The 23,909-nt window shown below is 69.5% G+C and carries 21 protein-coding genes; 10 read left to right on the top strand and 11 right to left on the bottom strand.

All coding sequences use genetic code 11. The features are described from left to right. Positions 1–12: 12 nt before the first annotated feature. The 8 genes from QTI68_RS01160 to QTI68_RS01125 form a co-directional block, all read right to left on the bottom strand. Positions 13–405 (bottom strand): DUF4189 domain-containing protein, encoded by a 393-nt coding sequence (locus tag QTI68_RS01160; RefSeq protein WP_286519090.1) that lies wholly within the window; start codon positions 403–405, stop codon positions 13–15. Further along, complete coding sequence (locus QTI68_RS01155; protein WP_286519088.1) at positions 396–1,454, bottom strand: adenylate/guanylate cyclase domain-containing protein; 1,059 nt, start codon at positions 1,452–1,454, stop codon at positions 396–398. Before QTI68_RS01155 ends, QTI68_RS01160 begins: the two co-directional genes overlap by 10 nt. Then, complete coding sequence (locus tag QTI68_RS01150; protein WP_286519087.1) at positions 1,447–1,788, bottom strand: Hpt domain-containing protein; 342 nt, start codon at positions 1,786–1,788, stop codon at positions 1,447–1,449. Before QTI68_RS01150 ends, QTI68_RS01155 begins: the two co-directional genes overlap by 8 nt. Next, the gene (locus tag QTI68_RS01145; protein WP_286519085.1) at positions 1,785–7,028 is read right to left on the bottom strand and encodes a response regulator; all 5,244 of its coding nucleotides are present in this window, start codon (positions 7,026–7,028) and stop codon (positions 1,785–1,787) included. The genes QTI68_RS01150 and QTI68_RS01145 overlap by 4 nt, the downstream gene beginning before the upstream one ends. Before the next feature lie 79 nt (positions 7,029–7,107). Beyond that, positions 7,108–7,614: a hypothetical protein gene (locus QTI68_RS01140; protein WP_286519083.1), complete on the bottom strand. Its 507-nt coding sequence runs from the start codon at positions 7,612–7,614 to the stop codon at positions 7,108–7,110. Positions 7,615–7,697: 83 nt separating this feature from the next. Next, positions 7,698–8,699, bottom strand: coding sequence for a Bug family tripartite tricarboxylate transporter substrate binding protein (locus tag QTI68_RS01135; RefSeq protein WP_286519081.1), 1,002 nt, complete (start codon positions 8,697–8,699; stop codon positions 7,698–7,700). Between the two features lie 38 nt (positions 8,700–8,737). After that, on the bottom strand, positions 8,738–9,724 hold the full coding sequence (locus tag QTI68_RS01130) for a hydroxymethylglutaryl-CoA lyase (protein WP_286519080.1): 987 nt from the start codon (positions 9,722–9,724) through the stop codon (positions 8,738–8,740). Further along, a complete protein-coding gene (locus tag QTI68_RS01125; RefSeq protein ID WP_286520184.1) occupies positions 9,721–10,923 on the bottom strand; it encodes a CaiB/BaiF CoA transferase family protein in 1,203 nt (400 codons plus the stop codon). Before QTI68_RS01125 ends, QTI68_RS01130 begins: the two co-directional genes overlap by 4 nt. 91 nt (positions 10,924–11,014) lie before the next feature. Between QTI68_RS01125 and QTI68_RS01120 the strand changes: the two genes are divergently transcribed. Further along, positions 11,015–11,917: a LysR family transcriptional regulator gene (locus tag QTI68_RS01120; protein WP_286519078.1), complete on the top strand. Its 903-nt coding sequence runs from the start codon at positions 11,015–11,017 to the stop codon at positions 11,915–11,917. 21 nt (positions 11,918–11,938) lie between these two features. On the opposite strand, the gene QTI68_RS01115 is transcribed toward QTI68_RS01120, so the two are convergent. After that, a complete protein-coding gene (locus QTI68_RS01115) occupies positions 11,939–12,664 on the bottom strand; it encodes a FadR/GntR family transcriptional regulator (protein ID WP_286519077.1) in 726 nt (241 codons plus the stop codon). 146 nt (positions 12,665–12,810) lie between these two features. Between QTI68_RS01115 and QTI68_RS01110 the strand changes: the two genes are divergently transcribed. The 8 genes from QTI68_RS01110 to QTI68_RS01075 all read left to right on the top strand — a co-directional run bounded on the left by QTI68_RS01110 (position 12,811) and on the right by QTI68_RS01075 (position 20,922). Continuing rightward, positions 12,811–14,001, top strand: a complete 1,191-nt coding sequence (locus QTI68_RS01110) for an ABC transporter substrate-binding protein (protein WP_286519075.1) — start codon at positions 12,811–12,813, stop codon at positions 13,999–14,001. 88 nt (positions 14,002–14,089) lie between these two features. After that, positions 14,090–15,190 carry an ABC transporter ATP-binding protein gene (locus tag QTI68_RS01105; protein WP_286519074.1) on the top strand — a complete coding sequence of 367 codons (1,101 nt, stop codon included), beginning with the start codon at positions 14,090–14,092 and terminating at the stop codon, positions 15,188–15,190. Then, the gene (locus QTI68_RS01100; protein ID WP_286519073.1) at positions 15,187–16,050 is read left to right on the top strand and encodes an ABC transporter permease; all 864 of its coding nucleotides are present in this window, start codon (positions 15,187–15,189) and stop codon (positions 16,048–16,050) included. The genes QTI68_RS01105 and QTI68_RS01100 overlap by 4 nt, the downstream gene beginning before the upstream one ends. 2 nt (positions 16,051–16,052) lie before the next feature. Further along, complete coding sequence (locus tag QTI68_RS01095) at positions 16,053–16,895, top strand: ABC transporter permease (RefSeq protein WP_286519071.1); 843 nt, start codon at positions 16,053–16,055, stop codon at positions 16,893–16,895. Positions 16,896–16,906: 11 nt separating this feature from the next. After that, complete coding sequence (locus QTI68_RS01090) at positions 16,907–18,109, top strand: mandelate racemase/muconate lactonizing enzyme family protein (protein ID WP_286519070.1); 1,203 nt, start codon at positions 16,907–16,909, stop codon at positions 18,107–18,109. Between the two features lie 21 nt (positions 18,110–18,130). Continuing rightward, entirely contained in the window at positions 18,131–19,057 is a 927-nt protein-coding gene (locus QTI68_RS01085) for an aldose 1-epimerase (RefSeq protein ID WP_286519069.1), read from the top strand. Beyond that, positions 19,050–19,955, top strand: coding sequence for a dihydrodipicolinate synthase family protein (locus tag QTI68_RS01080; protein ID WP_286519067.1), 906 nt, complete (start codon positions 19,050–19,052; stop codon positions 19,953–19,955). Before QTI68_RS01085 ends, QTI68_RS01080 begins: the two co-directional genes overlap by 8 nt. Position 19,956: 1 nt before the next feature. Next, positions 19,957–20,922, top strand: a complete 966-nt coding sequence (locus QTI68_RS01075; protein WP_286519065.1) for a Bug family tripartite tricarboxylate transporter substrate binding protein — start codon at positions 19,957–19,959, stop codon at positions 20,920–20,922. Here QTI68_RS01075 and QTI68_RS01070 read toward each other — a convergent pair. Continuing rightward, complete coding sequence (locus tag QTI68_RS01070; RefSeq protein WP_286519063.1) at positions 20,909–22,186, bottom strand: adenylate/guanylate cyclase domain-containing protein; 1,278 nt, start codon at positions 22,184–22,186, stop codon at positions 20,909–20,911. The genes QTI68_RS01075 and QTI68_RS01070 overlap by 14 nt on opposite strands. A 207-nt stretch (positions 22,187–22,393) precedes the next feature. On the opposite strand from QTI68_RS01070, the gene QTI68_RS01065 reads away from it, so the two are divergent. After that, positions 22,394–23,257 carry a VOC family protein gene (locus QTI68_RS01065; RefSeq protein ID WP_286519062.1) on the top strand — a complete coding sequence of 288 codons (864 nt, stop codon included), beginning with the start codon at positions 22,394–22,396 and terminating at the stop codon, positions 23,255–23,257. On the opposite strand, the gene QTI68_RS01060 is transcribed toward QTI68_RS01065, so the two are convergent. Further along, a complete protein-coding gene (locus tag QTI68_RS01060; RefSeq protein WP_286519061.1) occupies positions 23,254–23,904 on the bottom strand; it encodes a hypothetical protein in 651 nt (216 codons plus the stop codon). The genes QTI68_RS01065 and QTI68_RS01060 overlap by 4 nt on opposite strands. Positions 23,905–23,909 lie beyond the last annotated feature (5 nt).

Genomic DNA, 23,909 nt, shown 5'->3' with positions numbered 1-23,909 from the left:
CGTGTTCACGCCCTAGCGCCCCGAGCAGACGCTGGTCACGACCTTGCAGGGCTCGGTCGGCAGCAGGCCCTCGCATTGCGCGATCGCGGCCTTGCCCGCGCCACTCGTCGTCGCGGCGCTGGCCGCGCCCCATTCGCCGAAGTTGCCGGTCGCCAGCGCGCCGCAGGACCGGTCGAACGAGACGCGCACGTCGCAGCTGCCCGCGCGGCCCGCCATGCGATCGCACTGGGCGCGCGCCGCGCGTTCGGCGGCGTCGCGGGACGCGTGGTTGAAGGCGTAGCCGTACGCCCCCGGCCTGGACGCGATCGCGCCCCAGCTGGCGGGCGGGCCGGCGTCCGGGGGCGTGGCGGCGACGGCCGCCGACAGGCAGCCATGCAGCAGCGCGAGCGCGACGATCAGGCGCACGGTGCGGGTCGGCCGGCGACGGCGTACACCTCGACCGGCAGCGCCTTGCCCCGCAGCGCGACCGCGCCCAGCAGGTCGACCGGAATGCGTCCGCCCAGGGCGGCGCAGGTCGCCGGGTCGATGAGGATCGTGCGTTGCGCCAGCTTGGTGTGCTCCTCGAGCCGGGCGGCGAGGTTCACCGTGTCGCCGATGCAGGTGTAGGTGGCGCGCTTCTGCGTGCCGGTGTAGCCCGCCACCAGCTCGCCGGTGGCAATACCGACGCCGATGCGGATCGCGGGCTTGTCGACCGCGAGGCGCCGGGTGTTGAGGAGTTCGACCCGCTCGACCATCTCGAGGGCCGCGCGCACCGCGGCCACGCCATGGTCGGTCATGGGCAGCGGGGCGCCGAAGATCGCCATCAGGCCGTCGCCGATCATCTGGTTGACGACACCGCCATGGTCGTTGATGGCGTCGAACATCAGCGCGTAGTAGGCGTTCAGCAGCTCGATCGTCTCCTCGGGGGGCTGCGACTCGACCAGCGCTGTGAAGCCGCGGATGTCGGAGAACATCACCGAGCCCCGCACATGCCGCCCGCCGAGCGCGAAGCCGGATTGTTCGAGATCTTGTGCCACCTCGGAGGTGGCGAAGCGCCGCACCAGTTCCTTTTGCTGGTCGCGCAGCCGCTTCTTCTCGAGGCTGGCGCCGATGCGGGCCTTGAGCAGCACCGCGTTCACCGGCTTGGGCAGGTAGTCCTCGGCACCGAGCTCGATGCAGCGCACGATGTTGTCGAGCCCCTCCAGCGACGAGGTCACGATCACCGGCAGGTCGCGCAGCTTGGGATCGGCGGTGAGCTGCTCCAGCACCTGGAAGCCGTCCATCTCGGGCATCTCGATATCGAGCAGCAGCAGGTCGAAGGGCTCGCGCCGCAGCATGTCGAGCGCGATCCGGCCGTTCTCGGCGCAGCTGACGCTGTGGCCCTGCAGTTCGAGGCCACGGGTGAGCAGCAGGCGGTTGACCTTGTTGTCGTCGGCCACCAGCAGGCGGGCCAGGGGAGGGTCGGGTTCAGCCACGGCAGAGCGCCTCCAGCGCCCGGGCCACCCGGGCGTACTCGGCCTCGAGCGGACCGAGCGCATCCGGCTGGCGGGCGGCGTCGAGTCCGCCAAGCTCCTGTTCGCGCGCCAGCGCGGCGAGCGCCAGCGCGCCGAAGGTGAGGCTGTTCGACTTCAGGGAATGCGCCGCCCGGCGGAAGGCGTCGGCATGGCCCGCCGCGAGCGCCTCCCGGAGCTCCGACAGCATCGCGGGCGCCTCCTCGAGAAAGGTCTGCACCAGCTCCTTGACGAAGTCGGCCCCCGCGCTTTCCTGCAGCTCGGCGAAGGTGGCAGCGTCGATCGTCGCATCGCTCATGTCGTTCGGTCCTTTCGTGACGGCACGCTGTTCAGTGCCTCGACCAGCCGATCGACGCGGATCGGCTTGGCCAGGTAGTCGTCCATGCCCGCGGCCATGCACATTTCGCGGTCGCCCTGCATGGCGTTGGCCGTCATCGCGACGATCCGGGGTCGTTGCGTGCCCGGCAGCAGTTCGCAGATCTGCCGGGTCGCATCCAGGCCGTCGAGTTCGGGCATCTGTACATCCATCAGCACCACATCGTAAGCCTGGCGCTGCACCGACTCGACGGCCTCGATGCCGTTGGCCGCCAGGTCGGCCCGGTAGCCCATCTGCTGCAGCAGCCGCAGTGCGAGTTTCTGGTTCACCGCGTTGTCTTCGGCCAGCAGGATGCGCAGCGGATGACGCGCCGCCATCGATGGATCGATCTGCGGCTTGAGGGCGCCGCCGTCGGCGGGCCGGGCGGCCGATTCGGGCGCCAGCAGGCCGATCAGGGTGTCGAACAGGTGCGACTGCCGGATCGGCTTGCCGAGGTAGGCGTCGAACAGGGATTCGGCCTCGCCCGCATCGCGCCGGCCGAGCGAGCTGAACAGCACCAGCGGCAGAGTCGGGCGGATCGCCCGCACGCGCCGCGCCAGCGCGATCCCGTCGATGCCGGGCATGTGCATGTCGAGCACCGCCAGGTCGAAGGGCTCGCCTTGCTCGATCCAGTGCAGGGCCTCGAGCGGCGATTCGGTGGCGCGCGCGGCCATGCCCCATTTGTCGACCTGCGCCGCCAGCACGCGGCGGTTGGTCGCGTTGTCGTCCACCACCAGCACGCGCCGGCCCTGCAGTTCGGGCTGCGCGCCGAGGAGGTCGCGGTGCCGGCTGGGCGGCAGCGGCGCCACCGGCACCTCGATGCTGAAATGGAAGGTCGAGCCCGTGCCCAGTCCGCCGCTCTCGGCCCACATGCGGCCGCCCATCATCTCGGCCAGCCGCTTGCTGATGGCCAGGCCGAGGCCGGTGCCGCCGTACTTGCGGGTGGTGCTGGAGTCGGCCTGCGAGAACGACTGGAACAGCCGCCCCATGCCCTGCGCCGACAGGCCGATGCCGGTGTCGCGCACGGCAAAGGCCAGCGTCACCGTGCCGCCCGGGCACGGCTGCGAGCGGACCGTCACCACCACCTCGCCGGCCTCGGTGAACTTCACCGCGTTGCTCAGCAGGTTCAGCAGGATCTGCCGCAGCCGCGGCAGGTCGCCGCTCACCGCGGCGGGCACCTCGCCTTCGAAGACATAGGCCGTGTCGAGGTCCTTCTCGGTCGCCCGCGTGCTGACCAGGTCGAGCGCCGACTCCACGCACTCGCGCAGGTCGAAGGGATGGGCCTCGATGTCCATCCGGCCGGCCTCGATCTTCGAATAGTCGAGGATGTCGTTGATGATGGTCAGGAGCGCGTCGCCCGAATCGCGGATGGTCGAGACGTAGTCCTGCTGCTCGGCATCGAGCGTGGTGTCGAGCAGCAGGCCGCTCATGCCGATGACGGCATTCATCGGGGTGCGGATCTCGTGGCTCATGGTCGCCAGGAAGGCGCTCTTGGCCTCGTTGGCGGCCTCGGCGGCGGCCCGCGCTTCCTTGGTCTCGGCGAACATGCGCGCGTTCTGGATCGCGATCACGGCCTGGTCGGCGAAGATCTTCAGCAGCTTGATCTCCTTCAGGTCGAACGGGCCCGGGGGCTGCCGCGTGACGTGGATCGAGCCGATGTTGTGCCCCTCCCAGATCAGCGGGGCGATCATGATCGCGTAGGTGCCGACTGTTTCGGCCAGCTCGCGCATGAAGCGAGGCAGGTGCGGCTCCGCCAGCACATCCGGAATATGGAGCACCGCGAGCGCTTCCTGCGAGACCGCGACCGGGATCGGGTCGATCGGCCGCGGATAGTACTTCTCGAGGGCCTCGCGGGCCGAGCCGCGGTGGGCCCCCAGGTGCACCATCCCGTCGCTGCCGATCAGCGAGATGCCCATCTGGGAGCTGGAGAACAGGCGCTGGCAGCTGTCGAGGATCTTGTCGAACACCGGCTGCGCGTTCTCCATCGAGCTGCTGATGACCTGCAACACCTCCGACATGGCGGTCTGGCGCTCCAGCGCCTCCCGGGTCTCGTTGAACAGGCGCACGTTCTCGATCGCGATCACGGCCTGGTCGGCGAAGGTCTGCACCAGGCCGATCTCGGCCGCCGAAAAAGGCCGCACCTCGTTGCGCAGCAGGACGATCGCGCCGATCGACTGGCAGTCGCGGACCATGGGCACGCCCAGCACGGTGCGGAAGCCATTGCGCGCCTGCAGTTCGCGCACGTCCGGGTATTCGGTGTCGAGCAGGGGAACGACGTCTTCCACATGAACGCAGCGGCGCTCCAGGAAGGCGCGCCCGCCGATCGAGCTGCGCCGCAGCGGCAGTTCGGTGCCCACCAACGCGGAGCCATAGGCCGGGCCATAGGTGGTCATGGCGCGCAGCTTGTCGCCGACGGCCAGCCACACCCGGCTGCCCTCGGCCCGGCACAGCAGGCCGGCGCGCTCGGCCACGGTGTCGAGCACCGGCTGCACGTCGGTCGGCGAGTCGCTGATGACGCGCAACACCTCGGCGGTGGCGGTCTGCCGCGCCAGGGTCGCCTGCATCTCGTCGAACAGGCGCGCGTTCTCGAGCGCCAGGCCCATGCTCGCCGCCACGGTCTCGAGCAGCCGGATGTCGTGGCTCCCGAAGGCATGTTCGCGCTCGTGGTTCTGCATGCCGAGGATGCCCAGCACCCGGTCGCTGCCGATGATCGGCACCGCCACGATCGAATGCGCCCAGTCGGTGCCCGGGGCCGGCGCGAATCCGGCCCGGGTCTGTTCCTCGCGCGTGTTCGCCACGGCCGGCTGGCGGGTGCGCAGGATCCGCTCGGCCGGACCGTCCGGCTTCAGCGGCCGCGCCGGCGGCAGGGGCAGCGGCCGGTTGTGCTCGTAGCGATACAGCGCCTGCATCAGTTCGGTCTTGTCGTCCCACCACAGGATGTTGATGTCGCCGGAGTCGAACACCTTGCGCAGCTTGTCGCCCACCATGCTGATGATGGCCTGGAACCCCAGCCCGGCGGCCATGCCCTGCTGGATGCTGTTGATCAGCCTGAGTTCGCCGTTGCGCTGCGCGAGCTCGGCCGTGCGCTCGGCCAATTGGACGCGCAGCGCTTCGTCGCCGGCCGCCGGCGCCGGGCCGAGCCGCTCCCAGAGGAAGCGATAGGCCAGCGCCTTCAGGGTCGCGGCCTGCGCGTTGGTGGCGGCGCCGCCGTGGCCGCCCTCGATGTTCTCGTAGTAGCTCACGTCCTTGCCGGCCTCGATCATCGCCGCCGCCATCTTGCGCGCATGGGCCGGGTGCACGCGGTCGTCGCGGGTCGAGGTGGTGAACAGCACCGGGGGGTAGTCACGCCCCGGATCGAACAGGTGGTAGGGCGAGAAGCTGCGGATGAACTCCCACTGCGCCGGGTCGTCGGGGTCGCCGTATTCCGCCATCCAGGAGGCGCCGGCCAGCAAGCGCGTGTAGCGCCGCATGTCGAGCAGCGGGACCTCGATCACCACGGCGCCGAACAGCGCCGGATAGCGGGTCAGCATCATGCCGGCGAGCAGCCCGCCGTTGGAGCCGCCCTGGGCGCCGAGATGCCGGGGGGAGGTGACCCCGCGCGCCACCAGGTCCTTGGCCACCGAGGAGAAATCCTCGTAGGCGCGATGGCGGTTCTGCCGCAGCGCGGCCTGGTGCCAGCGCGGCCCGTATTCGCCGCCGCCGCGGATGTTCGCCACCACGTAGACGCCGCCCTGGTCCAGCCAGGCGCGCCCGAGGGCGCCCGAATAGCCCGGGGTCAGCGAGATCTCGAAGCCGCCGTAGCCGTAGAGCAGCGTCGGCGCCGTGCCGTCCGGCACCAGGTCGGCCCGGCGCACCATGAAATAGGGCACGCGGGTGCCGTCGTCGGAATTGGCGAAGAGCTGCTCCACCACCAGGCCCGTGGCGTCGAAAAAGGCCGGCATGGCCTTGAGCAGTTCGGGCGGCTGCCCCACCGTGGCCAGCGAGAGGGTCGAGGGCGTGAGGTAGTCGGTCGCGCTCAGCCAGACCTGGTCGCTGGCGTCGCGGTCGACCGCCCAGGCGTGCACGCTGCCGATGGGCGGGGCGCCGATGAATTCGCTGCGGGTCCACGGCCCGCTGCCGCTGGCCGGCGGCATCAGCACGTGCAGCCGGTTCTTCACGTCGTCGAGCACGTTGAGCACGAGCTGGCTGCAGGTCCAGGTCGCGGCCGCCAGCGAGCGCGTCGGGCCGGGCTCGAAGAGGACCTCGAAATCGCGCTCGCCGCGCATGAAGGGCTCGAACCGGGTCGCCAGCAGGGCGCCGGCGGGGTGGCTGCGGCCGCCGACCTCCCAGGGGTCGCGCAATTCGACCAGCAGCCATTCGCGCTGGATGCTCGGCTGGGCCGACAGCGGCACATCGACCTTCAGCAACCGGTCGCCCTCGCCCAGCAGGAACAGCTCCGAGCTGTAGAAGGCCAGCGACCGGGACACGAAGTCGCGCTCGAAGCCGGGCGTGTGGGTCCGCCAGGCCGAGATGTACATGTCGTCGGCCAGGCCTTCGTACACCGCGGGGGCGGCCTCCAGCGGCGTGCCGCGGGCCCAGCGCCGGGCGACCCGGGGATAGCCCGAGGCGGTCGACGCCGACTCGCCGAGGGTGGTGAAGGCATAGACCGTGTCGTCGTCGATCCAGGCCAGGCCGCCCTTGGATTCGGGCCGGAAGAAGCCGCCTTCCGCGGGCGTCACGAAGGTCTTGGCGACCAGGTCGAACTCGCGCGTGACGTCGGCATCGGCGCCGCCGCGCGACAGGCTCAGGAGCGCCTTGCGGTACGCCGGGCGGAGCACGGACACACCGTGCCAGACCCATTGCACGCCCTCGGCGGCGGCGAGGGCGTCGAGGTCGAGCACGGTTTCCCAGGCCGGGTCGGCGCCCCGGTACTCGGCCATCGTGGTGCGCCGCCACAGGCCGAGCGGGTGGTCGGCGTCCTTCCAGAAGTTGTAGTAGAGCTCGCCGATCTTGGCGACCTCGGCGATCCTGGCGTCGGAGTCGAGCACGGCCTGTATCGAGGCCTGGGTGCGGGCGAACGCCGGCGTCGCGGCCAGGGTGCCCAGGGTCCGGGCATTTTGCTCGCGGACCCAGCCCAGGGCGTCGGCGCCCTCGACCTCTTCGAGCCAGAGACGCGGGTCGGCGGGGGTCATGGATTCGGGCATGGCCGAAGTATCTCCGCGCCGACGGCAAGCCGTCCACCGGACCGGACGACCGGCCTCGCCATGGACTGCGCGGCGACGGCTACCAGCGCCAGCGCTCGAGCTCCAGGTCGTCGCCCACGTTGTAGTGGTCGACCAGGCCCGTGGGATCGACGTAGATGTAGAGGAACCGCCGGTTGTTGATGTGCAGGTAGCGCCACGACCAGACCGTGCCGTTGAAGGAGGTCACGCGCGTCTGCTGGTAGGGCGGTCCGTAGGTGAAGAGCACGTCGGGGATGCGCCACTCGCCGGGCCGGATGGTGCCGCCGAACAGGCCCTCGTCGAGCTCCTGGCGCACCGACTGGACGCGGCCCGCGGCGTCCAGGTCGACATTGCTGACCTGGAAGCCGGCCGGGCCGCGCGAATACTGCAGCCGCTCGCCGCCGGTGAAGCGGTAGGTGGCGGTCGGCGGACCCAGTTGCTGGAGCACCGCGTCCCGGGGCGCGCCCAGCGGGACCCGCGACGGGTCGCTGGCGCAGCCGGCCAGCAGGCCGCCGAGCAGCGTGGCCACGGCGGCGGCCTTCAATGTAAATCCGGCGAGAGATCGCATGGTGTTTCGAGTGTCGGCGAGGCCGGGCGTTCCGGCTGTGGGACGAGCCGCTGCCCGGCTGTCCGCGAGCAGCCCGGCGCCGCTCAATCCGCCTCGATCTTCGCCGCCTTGACGACCTCCGTCCAGCGCGCCGTCTCGGATTTCACCAGCGCGTCCATCTGCTGCGGATTCAGGTAGTCGGCCGTCGCACCCTGTTCCTGGGCCTTCTGCCTGAAGGCGGGCGTGGACACGATCCGGGCGATCTCCGCCGTCAGCTTGTCGATGATCGGCTTGGGTGTCCTGGCCGGGGCGAAGACCGCGAACCACGAGGTGGCGTCTAGGTTCGGCAGGCCCGCCTCGGCGGTCGTCGGCACGTCGGGCAGGCTGGGCAGGCGGGTCTTGCCGGTGGTCGCCAGCACCCGCAGCTTGCCCGACTGGATGTGCGGCACGAAGGGCGGCGCGGTGCCGAAGGTGATGTCGACCTGGCCGCCCAGCAGGTCCTGCAGCGCCGGGCCGGTGCCCTTGTACGGAATGTGGGTCAGCTGGATGCCGGCCTGCTGCTCGAGCATCGCGCCGGTCGCATGCTGCAGTGAGCCGTTGCCAGACGAGGCGTAGTTGATCTTCCCCGGATGCGCCTTGGCGTAGGCCACCAGCTCGGCCAGGGTCTTGAAGGGGAGGTCGGCGCGCACCACCACGATCTGCGGCGCCGACAGCACGTTGGCCACCGGCGTGAAGTCCTTCGCCTCCCATTGCGGTGCCTGCTTGCTGACCAGCGGCGTGATGACGTGGTAGCCCGAGTACTGCATCAGCAGCGTGTAGCCGTCGGGCTCGGCGCGCTTCACAGCGCTCGCGGCGATGACGCCGTTGGCGCCGCCCTTGTTGTCGACCACCACGGTCTGGCCGAGCGCGGCGCCCAGCGGGACGCCGAGCATGCGCGCCGCGATGTCGGTGGTGCCGCCGGCCGCCGTGGGCACGAGCAGCATCACCGGCCGGCTCGGGTAGCCGGCGGGCGCCTGCGCGTGGAGGGCCGGGGCGATGGCGCAGGCGGCGATGCCGAGCGCGGCCAGGCCGAGGGCGCGGCGCGAGAGGGTGTGAGCGGGTTTCATGAAAGTCTCCTGTCGTCGTTCTAAGAAAAAATGGGTCTTCAGGCGTCGCGCGCCAGCGCCCGGTCGCGCCACAGCGCGAAGTCCGGCGGCGGTGCGTGCAGGTCGAGCCGGCGGCCGGCCTTGGCGATCTGGCTCGGGATCTCGTGGCCGATCAGGCCCGGCAGCCGCGCGGCCGCCTGCAGCAGCAGCGGCAGGTCGCAGCCGGTGTCGAAGTCCATCAGTTCGAGGGCATGCACGATCTCCTCGGTGCACACGTTGCCGCTCGCGCCCGGCGCGTAGGGGCAGCCGCCCAGGCCGCCGAGCGAGGCGTCGAAGCGGTCGGCTCCGGCGTCCAGCGAGGCCAGCACGTTCGCCAGGCCCATGCCGCGCGTGTTGTGGAAGTGGAGCGTCAGTTCGGCGGCGGGCAGGCGCTGGCGGAACAGCCCGACGATGCGGGACACCTGGGTCGGGAACGCCATGCCGGTGGTGTCGCACAGCGTGATGCCGCGGGCGCCGGCGGCCATGAAACGCCCGGCCCATTCGAGCACCACGGCCGGGTCGATGTCGCCCTCCATCGGGCAGCCGAACACGCACGAGAGCGAGACGTTGACCGGCACCCCGGCCTGCCGCGCCAGCCCGATCACTCCAGAGAGCGCAGTGAACGACTGGGACCGCGTCATCCGCAGGTTGGCCAGGTTGTGGGTCTCGCTGCACGACATCACGAGGTTGAGCTCATCGGCGCGCGCCTCGATGGCCCGCTCGGCGCCGCGCAGGTTCGGCACCAGGCAGGTGTAGACCACGCCGGGTGCGCGGGCGATCTCGCGCAGCACGATCTCGGCGTCGCGCAGCGCCGGGATGGCCTGCGGCGAGACGAAGGCGGTGGCCTCGATCTTGGCGAGGCCGGCGGCCGACAGCGCATCGATCAGGGAGATCTTGTCGGCGGTGGGCACGAAGGCCGATTCCATCTGCAGGCCGTCGCGCGGGCCGACTTCCTGCATGTGGACGCGGCGGCGTGCGCCCGCCCACGGTGTGCTCGATGCGGTCATGCAATGGCTCCTTTAGCGCGCAGCAGGGCGATCTGTTCGGCCGTCAGGCCGGCCTCGCGCAGCACGGCATCGGTGTCGTCGCCCAGCCGCGGCGCCGACGAGCGCACGCTGCCGGGCGTGCCCGACAGCTTGGGCACGATGCCGGGCACGTCGACCTCGTGGCCGTCGCGCGTGACCTGGCGCAGGATCATGTCGCGCGCCCGGTAGTGCGGGTCTTCGTGGATGTCCTTGGCGGTGTAGACCCGGCCCGCCGGGACCCTGGCCGCGCCGAGCAGTCGAAGCACCTCGTCGATCGGGCGCGACTGGGTCCAGGCACCGATCGCGGCGTCGAGCTCGTCGACCCGCGCCACCCGGCCGGCGTTGCCTTGCAGGTCGGGCGCGGACGCCAGGTCGGGGCGGCCCACGACTTCCATGAGGCGGCGGAAGATGCTGTCGCCGTTGCCGGCGACCAGCACGTAGCCGTCGGCGCAGCGGTAGGCGTTGGACGGCGCGATGCCCGGCAGCGCGCTGCCGGCCGCCTCGCGCACCGCACCGAAGGCGCTGTACTCGGGCAGCAGGCTTTCCATCACGTTGAAGACCGCCTCGTGCAGCGCCACGTCGATGACCTGGCCCGGGCCGCCGTGCGCCTTGCGGTGGTAGAGCGCCAACAGCACGCCGATGGTGCCGTGCAGCGCCGCCAGCGTGTCGCCGATCGAGACGCCCACCCGCACCGGCACCCGCCCGGGCTCGCCGGTGAGATGGCGCAGCCCGCCCATCGCCTCGCCGATGGCGCCGAAGCCGGGCAGGTCGCGGTAGGGCCCGGTCTGGCCGTAGCCCGAGATGCGCAGCATCACGAGCCCGGGGTTGATCCGGCGCAGGTCGTCCCAGCCCAGGCCCCAGCCCTCGAGCGTGCCGGGCCGGAAGTTCTCGATCAGCACGTCGGCCTCGGCGATCAGCCGGCGCGCGATCTCCTGGCCTTCGGCGGCGCGCAGGTCGATCGCCACCGAGCGCTTGTTGCGCGACTGCACCTGCCACCAGACCGAGGTGCCGTCCTGCAGCAGGCGCCAGTTGCGCAGCGGGTCGCCGCTGCCCGGCGCCTCGATCTTCACGACCTCGGCACCGAATTCGCCGAGCGTCTTGCCGCAGAAGGGACCGGCGATCAGCTGGCCCATCTCGACCACCTTGAGGCCGGCGAGGGCGGTGTTGGAATCAGGATTCATGGCGCGGATCATGGCCGGCCGCCGGAGGGCCGCAAAGCGGTCATTGGCGAGGCTGCCATCGCGGATCGCGATGGTGCTCAAATAGCCCTCCATGAAAGTCGATCCTGTCTCGTTGCGCCTCTTCGTCGCGGTCATGGAAGAGGGCACCATCGCGGCCGCCGCGCTGCGCGAGCACCTGGCCCCGGCGGCCGTGAGCAAGCGCATCAGCGAGCTCGAGGCAGCGCTCGATACGGTGCTGTTCCAGCGCAGCAACAAGGGGGCGCAAGCCACCGCGGCCGCGCATGCGCTGCTCGGGCTCGCGCGCGGCGTGCTCTATGGCCTGGACGACATCGCCGAGCAGATGGCCGGCTACGCGAGCGGGCTGCGCGGCCACGTGCGGGTGTTCGCCAACATCTCGGCCATCACGCAGTTCCTGCCCGACGACCTGCGCAGCTTCATGGCGGTGGCCCCGCTGGTGCAGGTGCATCTGCAGGAACGCATCAGCTCGGCCATCGCGCGCGCCGTGGCCGACAGCACGGCCGACATCGGCATCCTCAATGCGGGCGCCTACGGCGAGCCGCTGGCCATGCTGCCGTACCGCGAGGACGAACTGGTGCTGATCGTGCCGCGCGCGCATCCGCTGGCGCGGCGCAAGAAGGCGAGCTTCCGCGAGGCGCTGGCGCATGAATTCGTCGGCGCCCATCCGGGCAGCGCGGTCAACAACCAGCTGCACCGCGCAGCGGCGGAGATCGGCCTGCCGCTGCGGCTGCGCATCCAGGTCAGCGGCTACGACGCGATGTCGTTGATGGTGGCCGCCGGCATGGGCATCGGCATCCTGCCGCGCCGGAGTGCGCGGCTCTATCTGGCGTCGCTCGACATCCGCGCCGTCGCGCTCGACGAGCCCTGGGTGCGGCGGCAGCTGGTGGTGTGCGTGCGCTCGCTGGAGGCGCTGTCGCCGGCGGCGCGCAGCCTGGTGGAGCACCTTTGCGCGGGGGCTTCGCCGGGCCCTGTGTGAGGGGCGCCAGGCCGGCGCGATCTATCGCAGCTTCGCTGCGTCGAAGATCCGTCGCTTGGCGTTGAGGATATGGACCCGTGTGGCCTCGGCGGCGTCGGCCGGGGACCGCTTCTCGATGGCGTCGAGGATCTGCCGATGCTCCGCCTGGACCCGCCGGATCCGCTCGAGGGTCATCTTCGATCGCACGCTGCGCGCCAGTTCCATGAATTGCCGGATGGGCGCGACACTCGTTTCGACGGCGGCCACGAAGAACTGGTTGTGCGAGGCCCTCGCGATCGCCATATGGAACCGGACGTCGTCTTCGATGCCTCTGTTTCCACCCTCCATTGCCAGGGTCTGAGCTTCCAGGCAGGCCCCGATCGACGCCAGGTCGTCGGCGGTGCGGAACTCCGCAGCGGCGGCCGCCGCCCCCGACTCGACCACGGTGCGGTAGGCGTAGTAGCGCTCGATGTCCGAATAGTTCCTGATGGGCGGCATGCTCGATGCCGGTGTGCCGGGGGCGCGCACGACATGGCTGCCGGAGCCGCGCCTGGATTCGATGATGCCGTCCGATCGCAGCCTCGACAGCGCCTCCCGCACGGTCGGCCGCGAGACCCCGAAGCGGGAGGCCAGTTCGCTTTCCGTCGGCAGCTTCTTCGAGTCGGCGTAGTCCCCGCGCAGGATGGCTTCGACCATCCGGGCGTAGATCTGGTCGGGCAATGTGCCGCCATGGACGTCTAGCAAGTGTTCCGCCATTGAACCGGTCATCGAAAGTCTTTGTCAGACAACTATAGCGGATGTTCGGATGGACCCCCGGGGTGATGGCCCGTTGCCTCCGCAATTACCCGCATGACAACTGAAAAGTTGTCTTACAAAATCTCCGCCAGCCAAGCCCATCCATCAGGAGATTCCGAATGCGCCCAGTTTTCCTTTCGCGGCATCGCCATGCCCTCGTTGCGGCCGTTCTCGGGGCGGCGAGCTGCGCCGGCGTCGGCCTGGCCCAGGCGCAGGAACTGCCGAAGTCGCCGGTGGTGATCAACGTGATCGACGCCGCAGGCAACCTGGCGCTGACGCAGGGGGCTTTCGAGGCCTACCAGGCGCAGAACCCCAAGCTGGTGTCCAAGTTCACCTTCACCAAGGCCCCCGCGCCCGAGATCCCGGCCAAGATCAAGGCGATGCAGAACGCGGGCCGCAGCGACATCGACATGGTCATCGTCGGCACCGATGCGCTCGCCGCCGGCCTCGAGATGAACCTGTGGGTCAAGCTGTTCCCCGACTACGCGGCCAAGTTCCCCAAGTTGCAGGAGAACTACCTTCCGAACGCCTACAAGATGCACGCGCTGGCGAAGGACCACGGTCTGGCCATCGTCTTCATGCCCGCCGGACCGCTGGTCGAGTTCAACCCCGACAAGGTCAAGACGCCACCGACGACGCCCCAGGAACTGCTGGCCTGGTGCAAGGCCAACCCCAACAAGCTGATCTATGCACGGCCCGCCAACTCCGGGCCGGGACGCACCTTCATGATGGGGCTGCCCTATCTGCTGGGCGACAAGAATCCTGCCGATCCGATCAACGGCTGGGACAAGACCTGGGCCTACCTGAAGGAGCTCGACGCCTGCATCGAGTACTACCCGACCGGAACCGCCGCAGTGATGAAGGAACTGGGCGAAGGCTCGCGCGACATGACGCTGACGGTGACGGGCTGGGACATCAACCCCCGGGCGCTGGGCATCGTGCCGAAGAACTTCCAGGTGCTGCCGTTCAAGGGCATGACCTGGGTCAACGACGCCCACTACATCGTGATTCCCAAGGGCGTCCCGGCGGAGAAGCAGGCGGTGGCGCTCGACCTGATGGCCTTCCTGCTCAAGCCGCAGCAGCAGGCGATGACCTATGACAAGGGCTACTTCTATCCGGGCCCCGCGGTCAAGGACGTGCCGCTGTCGCTGGCACCCAAGGACAGCCAGGACGTGATCAAGGAGTTCGGTCGGCCCGAATACGACCAGTGGCTGGCCCAGTTCCCCCATGCCGTGCCGCTGGAGCCCAAGGCCATGGTCGATGCCTTCCGCCGCTGGGACCAGGACATCGGCAGCCGCAAGACCAAGTGATGCGCGGCGCGCACAGCGCGCCCGACCGATGCCGCCAGCGCCCGCGTGGGCGCTGGCCGGCGGACTCTTTTTCCAGCATGGCGTCTGCATGACTTCAAATTTTTCCGAGTTGCGCCTCGAGGGCGTCACCCGCCGCTTCGCTGCGGGCAAGGGCGTGCAGAGCTTCACCGCGCTCGATGCCTTGAGCATGACGGTCCGGCGCGGCGAGTTCATCGCGCTGCTCGGCCCCTCGGGCTGCGGCAAGTCGACGGCGCTCAATTGCCTGGCCGGCCTGCTGCCATTGACGGATGGAAGCATCTGGCTCGACGACACGCGCATCGACGTGCTGCCGCCCGAAAAACGCGGCTTCGGCATGGTGTTCCAGAATTACGCGCTCTTTCCGCACATGAGCGTGGCGCGCAATGTCGGCTTCGGGCTGGCGATGCGCGGCGTGCCCGCCGCCGAGTCGGCGCAGCGCGTGCAGCGGGCGCTGGACCTGGTGCAGCTGAATTCGCAGGCGCACAAGCTGCCCGGCCAGTTGTCCGGCGGTCAGCAGCAGCGGGTCGCGATCGCCCGGGCGATCGTCATCGAGCCGCCCCTGGTGCTGATGGACGAGCCCTTGTCGAATCTCGACGCCAAGTTGCGGCTGGAGATGCGCGCCGAGATCCGGCGCATCCACCGCGAGCTGGGGCGCTCGACGATCTACGTCACCCACGACCAGGACGAGGCGCTGTCGCTGGCCGATCGCGTGGTCGTCATGAAGGACGGCGTGGCGCAGCAGATCGCCGAACCACAGCGCATCTACGCGCAGCCGGCCAATCTGGACGTGGCCCGCTTCATGGGCTATCGCAACCTGGTGCCGCTGGACGTGCGCTCGGCCGGCAGCGCGTCGGTGCAGCTCGCCGGCAGCGGCCTGGCCCTCACCGCGCGGGCGATGCAGCCGCTGACCGGCGGCAAGGCGATGCTCGCCATCCGGCCCGAGGAATTCGACGTCGTCTCCGCGCCGGTGGACAACAGCTTCGCCGCCCAGGTGCGCAATGTCGAATACTGCGGCCACGACAACATCGTCGACGTCGAGGTGGCCGGCGGCCTCCTGCTGATCGTGCGCACGACGGCCCGCCTGCGGGTCGGCGATCCGGTCACGCTGGCCATTGCGCCGGACAAGGCGCTGGCCTATCCGGTCGATGCCGCCGGGGGCCTGGCGCCATGACCAGCGCCGGCCCGTCCTCCTTCGACCGGTCGCTGCTGCTGCTGGTGCCGGCGACGCTGTTCATGGTGGTGCTGTTCGTCTACCCCTTCCTCTACGGCCTGCAGTTGTCGTTCCGTCCGATGGAAGGCCACTGGCTGGCGAACTACACGCAGTTCTTCACCACCGACAACCTGCGCGACACGGTCTGGACCACGCTCAAGCTGGCCATTCCCGCCACCGTGATCAACGTCGGCCTGGCGCTGCCGATCGCCTATCAGATGCGCCGCAGCAGCCGCTTCCAGAAACTGATCACCACGCTGCTGGTGATTCCGTTGACGCTGGGCACCGTCCTGATCGCCGAGGGCATGCTCGGCTATTTCGGCCCCAAGGGCTGGCTGGCGCAGTCACTCCAGTGGCTGCACCTCTACGAAGGCCCGATCCGGCTGACCCACAACTACTGGGGCGTGCTGATCTCGCTCATCATCTCGGGTTTTCCGTTCGCGTTCCTGCTCACGCTGTCGTACATCACCGGCATCGACCCCAACCTGCCACGCGCCGCCGCGACCTTGGGCGCATCGCCGTGGAACCAGTTCCGGCACATCTATCTGCCGCTGCTGGTGCCGGGACTGGCGATGGCCTTCGCGCTGTCGTTCGTGCAGGCCTTCTCGGTGTTTCCGTCGGCGGTCCTGCTCGGATCGCCGGCTGGCGCCACGCGCGTGATCTCGATCGCAGCCTACGAGGCCGCCTTCGAGCGCTACGACTATTCCATGGCCTCGGCCGTCGCGATGTTGATGGGCGTGGTGCAGCTGGTGGTCGTGGCCGCGGTCCTGGGCGCGCGCGGGATGTTCTATCGGGGCCCCGTCTCCGGCGGGAAGGGTTGACCATGGATGCGCATCGCCTGCTGATGAAACTCTGGAAGTCGCTGGTCGCCCTGGTGATGGGCTTCTTCATCCTCAATGTCGCCTTCATGGTGGCCGCGGTCGGCACCAGCTCGGTGGCCCGGCGCTGGCTCGGCACCTGGCTGCCCGATGGCTACACCTTCGACTGGTACCAGACCGCCTGGAAGGAGTTCCAGCTGGACAGCGTGCTGTGGGTGACGATCGAGGTGGTCGCCGCCGTGGTGTTCCTGTCGATCCTGATCGGCGTGCCGGCGGCCTACGCGCTGGCGCGGCGCGACTTCCGCGGCAAGAACCTGCTGATGGGGCTGTTCCTGCTGCCGCTGATGATCCCGCCGATCACCTACGGCATTCCGCTGGCGACCGTGATGTACCAGGCCCACATCGCCGGCACCATCTTCGGCGTGATCCTGGCGAACATGATTCCGGCCGTGCCGTTCATGATCCTGGTGATGACGCCGTTCATCGAGCAGATCGACGCCAACCTCGAAGCCGCCGCCCGCGTGTTCGGCGCCAACACCTTCAAGCTGTTCTGGCACGTGCTGCTGCCGCTGCTGGCCCCGGGCATCCTGGCGGCTTCGCTGCTGGTGCTGGTGCGCACCATCGGCATGTTCGAGCTGACCTTCCTGACGGCCGGCCCGGATTCGCAGACGCTGGTGGTGGCCCTGTACTACGCGGTCTTCGCAGCGGGCGTGCGGGCGCCCCAGTCGGTCGATGCGATGGCGATGGTCTACATGGCGGTCACGCTGGCCTGGCTGCTGATCGCGCTGCAGTTCGTCAACCCGACGCAGCTGGTCAGCCGCGTCAAGGAACATCCCAGAACGGCCTGAGGCCGAGCCCCATGAAGATCACGCAAGTCGACACGGTCCACGCGGCCGCCTATCCCAACATCCTGTGGGTGCAGGTCCACACCGACACCGGCCTGGTGGGCCTGGGGGAAACCTTTCGCGGCGCCCAGGCCGTGCAGGCGCAGATCCACGAACTGGCCGCCCCCTACCTGCTGGGCAAGGACCCGCTCGCCATCGAAGCCCACAGCCAGCACCTGCTGTACGGCTATGTCGGCTTTGCCAGCAGCGGCGCCGAGACGCGCGCCGCTTCGGCGCTCGACATCGCGCTGTGGGATCTGTTCGGCCAGGCCACCCAACAGCCGCTCTACCAGCTGCTCGGCGGCGCCGTGCGCGAAAGCGTCCCGGTCTACAACACCTGCGCGGGCTACACCTACAACAAGGCGGCGCAGCGCCGCTCGGTGACGCAGGCGAGCGCCGAGGTCGCGCCGGAAGGCCCTTACGAGGACCAGGTGGCATTCGTCAAGCGCCCGGCGGCGCTGGCCGAAAGCCTGCTGTCCGAGGGCTACAAGGCGATGAAGATCTGGCCGTTCGATCCCTTCGCCCAGGCCAGCGGCGGGCAGTCGATCTCGGCCCGCGACCTGGACACGGCGCTGGCGCCGTTTCGCGAGATCCGGCGCGCGGTCGGCGACGAGATGGACATCATGGTGGAACTGCATTCGATGTGGAACCTGCCGATGGCCGTGCGCATCGCGCAGGCGCTGGAGGAATTCAAGCCCTACTGGATCGAGGATCCGGTCCAGATGTCCAACCTGGACACGATCGCCGAATTCCGCTCGCGCACCCGGGCTCCGGTCTGCGGCAGCGAGACGTTGGCCACCATCCAGCCATTCGTCCAGCTGCTCAAGAACAACGCCGTGGACTATGTGATGCTGGACCTGGGCTGGGTCGGGGGGCTCTCCGAAGCCAGGAAGATCGCGGCCCTGGCGAAGGCCTTTCACAAGCCGGTCGCGCCGCATGATTGCACCGGCCCGGTCGTTCTCGCGGCATCTCTCCATCTGGCGATGAGCACCACCAACGTGGTGCTGCAGGAAGTGGTGCGCGCGTACCTGGGGGGCTGGTACCGCGACCTCGTGACGCAGTTGCCCGATGTCCGCGCCGGCCAGGCCACGGTGCCGCCCGGCGCAGGCCTGGGCCTGGCGCTGGCGCCGGCGTTGCTGCAGCGGCCCGACGTCAGCATCCGCAGTTCGAAGCTGTGAGCGGCCGCGATGCATCTGAGCGTGACACCCGAGACCACGCTGCGCAGCGGATCGCTGACGGCGACGCTGGCGCCGGCGGCCGGCGGACGCATCACCCGCCTCAGCGCCGGCGCGGCCGGGGGCGAAACGATCGATTGGCTGGTGCCGCTCGCCGACGCCGTGCGCGCCGCCGGTTTCGAATCCACGCAGTGGCCCAAGGCCGGCTGCTACCCCCTGGTGCCGTTCTCGAACCGCATCCGCGACGGCCGCCTGGCCGGCCCGCAGGGCAGGGTGCAGTTGCCGCTCCATCCGGGGGAGCGGCACGCGCTGCACGGCGTCGCCCAGCAGCGGCCCTGGCGCCTCGCGCAACACGCGGCGGACCGCGCCACCATGAGCTACGTCCATGCGCCGGGGGATCACGGCTGGCCGTGGGCTTTCCGGGCCGAGCAGGCGGTGGCGCTCGACGCCGCGGGCATCTCGCTGGAACTGCGGGTCAGCAACGAGGGACGGGAGCCGATGCCCAGCGGTTGCGGCTTCCATCCCTATTTCCCGGCCCGCTTCGCGCACGGCCTGCAGTTCGATGCGCGCAGCGTGTGGCCGGCGGACGCCGAATTCCTCGCCAGCGCGCCGGTGCCGACCGCTCCGGCGGACGACTGCGCGTCGGCGCGCGCCTTGCCCGATGTCGAATGCACGCGCTACTACGGCGAATGGAACGGACAGGCGCGGATGGCGGCAGCCGACGGTCCCGCGATCGAGCTGCTGGCCAGCGCCGCGCTGCAGCACCTGGTGCTGCATCGGCCTGGGCCGGGCGCCTACTTCTGCCTGGAACCGGTCTCGCATGTGGCGGACGCCGCCAACCTGGCCGCGGCACGCGCCGACACCGGCTGGCGGGTGCTCGCGCCCGGCGAGGCGATGGCATGCCGCCTGCGCCTGACCGTCTCCACTCCACGAGATCCACAACATGACTGAATCGACAGCTTCCCTCCGGACCGCGCTGGACGGCATCTCCGGCATCCTGGTCACGCCCTTCGACGATACGGACCGCATCGCGCCGGATCGCCTGGCGCCCGTCATCGACCGCGCCATCGCGGCCGGCGTCCATGTGCTGGTCGCCAACGGCAACACCAGCGAGTTCTTCGGCCTGACCATGGCGGAAGCCGAGCACATGGTGCATGCCGCGGCAGAACATGTGGCTGGCCGCGTGCCCTTGCTGGGTGGGGTGGGGCGCAGCGTCCATGACGCCTGCGCCCTGGCGCGCGCCTCGCGCCAGGCCGGCGCCGCGGCCCTGATGGTGCATCAGCTGACCGATCCCTTCGTCGCGCCCAGCGGGGTGGTCACCTACGTGCGCCGGATTGCCGATGCGGCGGACGGCCTGCCGGTGGTGCTCTATCTGCGTGACGACGCAATCGGCCTGCCGGTGATCGAAGCCCTGTGCCGCATTCCGCAGGTGATCGGCGTGAAATGGGCGTCGCCCACGCCCCTGCGCCTGGTCCAGGCCATGGCCCAGGTGGCCGATCGCGGCCTGGCCTGGGTGTGCGGCCTGGCCGAGCCCTGGGCGCCGCCGATGTATGCGGTGGGCGCCCGCGGCTTCACCTCGGGATTGATCAACCTGCGGCCCGAGCTGTCCATGCGCATTCACGCCGCGCTGGCGAAGGGGGACTACACGCTGGCGACGGAACTGATCGGCGGCATCGCGACCTTCGAGGAACTGCGCACGCACGAGCGCAACGGCGCGAACGTGAGCGTGGTGAAGGCGGCGCTGCGATACGCCGGGCTGGACTGCGGCGCGGCCCGGCCGCCCAGCACCTGGCCGCTGCCCGAAGCCGACCGGCTGCAGCTCGAGCGGCTGGTCGATGGCTGGAAATGACATGAAACGCCGCTTCTTCGCCGCCGTCCTGTTCGGCCTTGTCGCTGCCGTGAGCCTGCCTGCCGCCGCCCAGCCCTATCCCGCCCATCCGGTGAAGCTGGTCATCCCGGTGCCGCCCGGTGGCAGCGCGGACGTGGTCGGGCGCCTGCTGGCCAATGCGGTGGCGACGGAGCTGGGGCAGCCCGTCATCGTCGACAACCGGGCCGGGGCCGCCGGCAGCGTGGGAACGGCGTCGGCGCTGAAGGCGCCGGCCGACGGCTACACGCTGGTCCAGTGCAGCATCGGCAGCTGCGCCATCAATCCGAGCCTGTACAAGAACGTCGGCTACGACCTGCAAAAGGACATGGCGCCGGTGATCCTGCTGGGTTCATCGATCAATGTGCTCACGGTCAACAACGATGCGGGCATCCTCAGCGTGAAGGACCTGGTCGACCAGGCCAGGCGCAAGCCCATGGCCTATGCGTCGTCGGGCGTGGGCGCGTCCAACCACCTCGCCGCCGAGCTGCTCAAGAAGATGGCGGGCATCGAGATGACGCATGTGCCGTACAAGGGCTCGGGGCCTGCCATCACCGACCTCATCGGCGGCCAGGTCCCGGTGTTCTTCGACAACGAGCCTTCCATCCTGCCCTTCATCCAGCAGGGCAAGGTGCGGGCGCTGGCGGTGACGGGCAAGACGCGGTCGGCCAACCTGCCGGACGTCCCGACGATGGAGGAGCTGGGCTTTGCCGGCTTCGTCATCGAGCCGTGGTACGCCTTCGCGGCCCCGGCGGGCACGCCCGAGCCGGTGATCCGGCGGCTCAATGCCGCGTTCGACCACGCGCTGCATCAACCGGCGGTGCGCGACAGGATGGTCGCCATGGGCATCACCCCGGCCGGCGGCCCGCCCGAAGTGCTCGGCCGCCTGATCCGCAGCGAATACACGCGCTGGGCGGAGCTGATCCGCGCGCAGGGCATCAAGGGAGACTGAGGGACGCCGCCGTGCTGCCTTGCTGCTCGACGGCAAACAGCCGCCACTCGCCAGGAATTCCCTTCAGGCGCTGCATCCCCCGATCCTGAAACGACAGTCCGGAGCCCGCCACCAGATCCTTGACGGTGCTCGAGACAAGCACTTCACCGGTCTGCGCATGGGTGGCCACACGGGCACCGGTATGCACGGCGATGCCCGCGACCTTGCCGCCCATCACCTCGCATTCCCCGGTGTGCAGCCCGGCACGGATCTCGAGCCCGAGCGCACGCACCTCGCGTGAGATGGCACAGGCGCAGCGGACTGCGCGAGCCGGCCCGTCGAAGGTGGCGAGGAAGCCGTCGCCCGCGGTGTCGATCTCGTGGCCCCGAAAGTGCTCCAGCTCGCGGCGAACCAGCGCGTGGTGACTCTCGAGCAGATCGTGCCAGCTGCGATCGCCGAGGACGGCGGCGCGTTCGGTCGCCTTCACGATGTCGGTGAACATGACCGTGACCAGAAGCCGGTCGGGTTCGGCGCCGAGTCGGGTCCCGGTGAGGAACTCTTCGATCTCGTCGAGGATGACATCGCTGTCGCAGCCCCACGGGACGTGGTCGATGCCGTTCAATTCGACCAGCTTCGCGCCCGCGATGCGCTCGTACATGTACTGGCTGGCGCCGAAATCGATGACCCGATCGTTTCGGCTGTGCAAGAGCAGCGTGGGCACGCGCACGGCGGACAGCACATGGCGGATGTCGATTTCCATGTTCATGCGCAACAGCGCTGCCGCGGCCGCCGGGCTCGCGCTGGAGCGCAGCCAGCGCCCCCACCATTGGCGGCATCGCTCGTCCCGGACCTGGCTCGGCCACCGTGCCTCCATGCCGACGTCGCCGCCCCAGTTGCGTTCCACCTCGTCGGCAAAGGCCAGAGACTGAGCCCTGGTCGGGCCCCAGGGATAGTCGGGCGCCTGCGTGCGCCGCGAGAAGGCGCCGCCCATGATGAGCGCCGAAGCGCGCGCCGGGTAGGTGGCGGCGAACAGCGCGCACATCGCACCGCCCTCCGAATAGCCGAACAGCGCCGCGCGCTCCGAGCCGACGGCGTCCATCACGGCGCGCACGTCGTCCATGCGAACTTCGAGACTGGGCATGTCGCTGACGCGGTCCGACAGACCCGTCCCCCGCTTGTCGAACAGGATGAGTCGGGAGAACGAGGCCAGCCGCGCGAACATCCGCGCCAGCACCGGCTCTTCCCAAAAGACATCGAGGTTCGAAACCCAGCCCGGAACCAGCACCAGGTCGCGTGGGCCGTTGCCGACCGTCTGGTAGGCGATGTTGACGCCACCGCTCTTCGCGTATTGGGTCGTGGGCAGCATGGAGGTTGCGCTGAAAGCGCCGGTCTACCGGCGTTCCGAAGATTGCCACAAATCGAAGCGTCGCGCGACCCCGCACACCGGCCGGTGCGGCGCGACAATGTCGTCGACACCATTCTGCGGGACATCATGAACACCGGGACATTCGATCGCACGCAGGGGGACACCGGCAATATCGTCGCGCTGGAGCACGTCAACGTCGAGATCCCCGACCAGCAACTGGCGACCATCTTCTACGTGATGGGCCTGGGCCTCACGCGCGATCCCTACCTCTTCACGGGCATCGGCAACATGTGGATCAACATCGGCCGAAACCAGATTCACATGCCGACCGGCGCGCCGATGGTGCTGCGCGGCACCATCTGCGTCGTGATGCCCGGTCGCGAGGCGTTGCTGAAGCGGCTGGCGAAGGTGGCTTCGCTGCTGGCCGGAACCCGATTCGGCTTCGATGCGCAGGCCGACCACGTCAGTGCGACCTGTCCCTGGGGCAATCGCTTTCGCGTCTTCGAGCCCGGTGAACGATACGGACGCATGCGCCTGGGCCTGCCATCGGTCGAACTCGATGTGGCGCGCGGCACGGCGGCCGGCATCGCGACGTTCTACCGGGAAGTGATGGGCGCTCTCGTGTCTGAACATTCCGATGCGCAAGGCGCCCGCGCGAGCATCGGGGTCGGGCCTGGCCAGACCCTGGTCTACCGCGAAGGCGATGCGGCACCGGCACCGTACGACAACCATCACGTGCAGATGTACGTCAACGACTTCTCAGGCCCCTACCGGCGCCTGCGCGCACTGGGGCTCATCACTCAGGAAGACGATGCCTATCAGTACCGTTTTCGGCAGCTCGTCGATCCGGCGACCTCGGCCCCGCTGACAGTGCTCGAGCACGAGGTGCGCAGCCTGCTGCATCCGCTGTATGGCCGCCCGCTGGTGAATCGCAATCCCGAGATGACCAATCGCAACTACGTGGCCGGCGAAGAGAGCTTCCGCTGCTAAGACGTGCCGGCGACGTCCTCGGCCGTTGCCGAATGCGAGAGCGTGTAGAGGCCGCTGAGCGCGCCTTCGGCCGCGCCGGACGCCCGCAAGGCCGCTGCTGCGAGATCGGCGTGGACCAGCGACTCCAGGGCAAGTGCTTCGTAACCAAGTGCCACGAACACCCAGTCGGCCACGCGATCGGCGGAGTTGCGGATGCGCTGTTCGGTCGTTTCGGCGACCGGTGGCGTCTGATGCCGCAACAGATGAGCGCCGACGATCCCCGGCCTCCGGGCCAGAGCGGCGCAGAGCGGTCGGAAGAATGCGCGCAGGTCGTCAGCGCGGCCCTGCAGCGGCGAGACACGCAATGTCAACGCGTGCCGCGCAGCGCTGCCGCCCGACGACTCCAGCACGTGGCACTGGCTGCGCACCATGTTCCTGTGGTGCGGCATCATCCGCGTGGACCACGGCGATGGCGTGTTCAGATGACTGACGTAGGCGGCCGATGAAAGGACCGCGTACGACGTGAGCTCGTACATGACGAAGATGCCTTCGCCCCCGGTGGCACTCGTCCAGCGCGACGCCCGCCGGAATCCGGGCACGCCGAGGCGCTCCGGAAAATGTTCATGGGAGTGCCAGTCTTCGAACTCCGACTTGATCTCGGGCGCCATGTCCC

The organism is Variovorax sp. J31P207 (assembly GCF_030316965.1).
GTDB lineage: Bacteria > Pseudomonadota > Gammaproteobacteria > Burkholderiales > Burkholderiaceae_C > Variovorax > Variovorax ginsengisoli_B.
The sequence above is the reverse complement of the archived record's forward strand: the minus strand, read 5'-3'. Positions and strand labels throughout refer to the sequence as shown.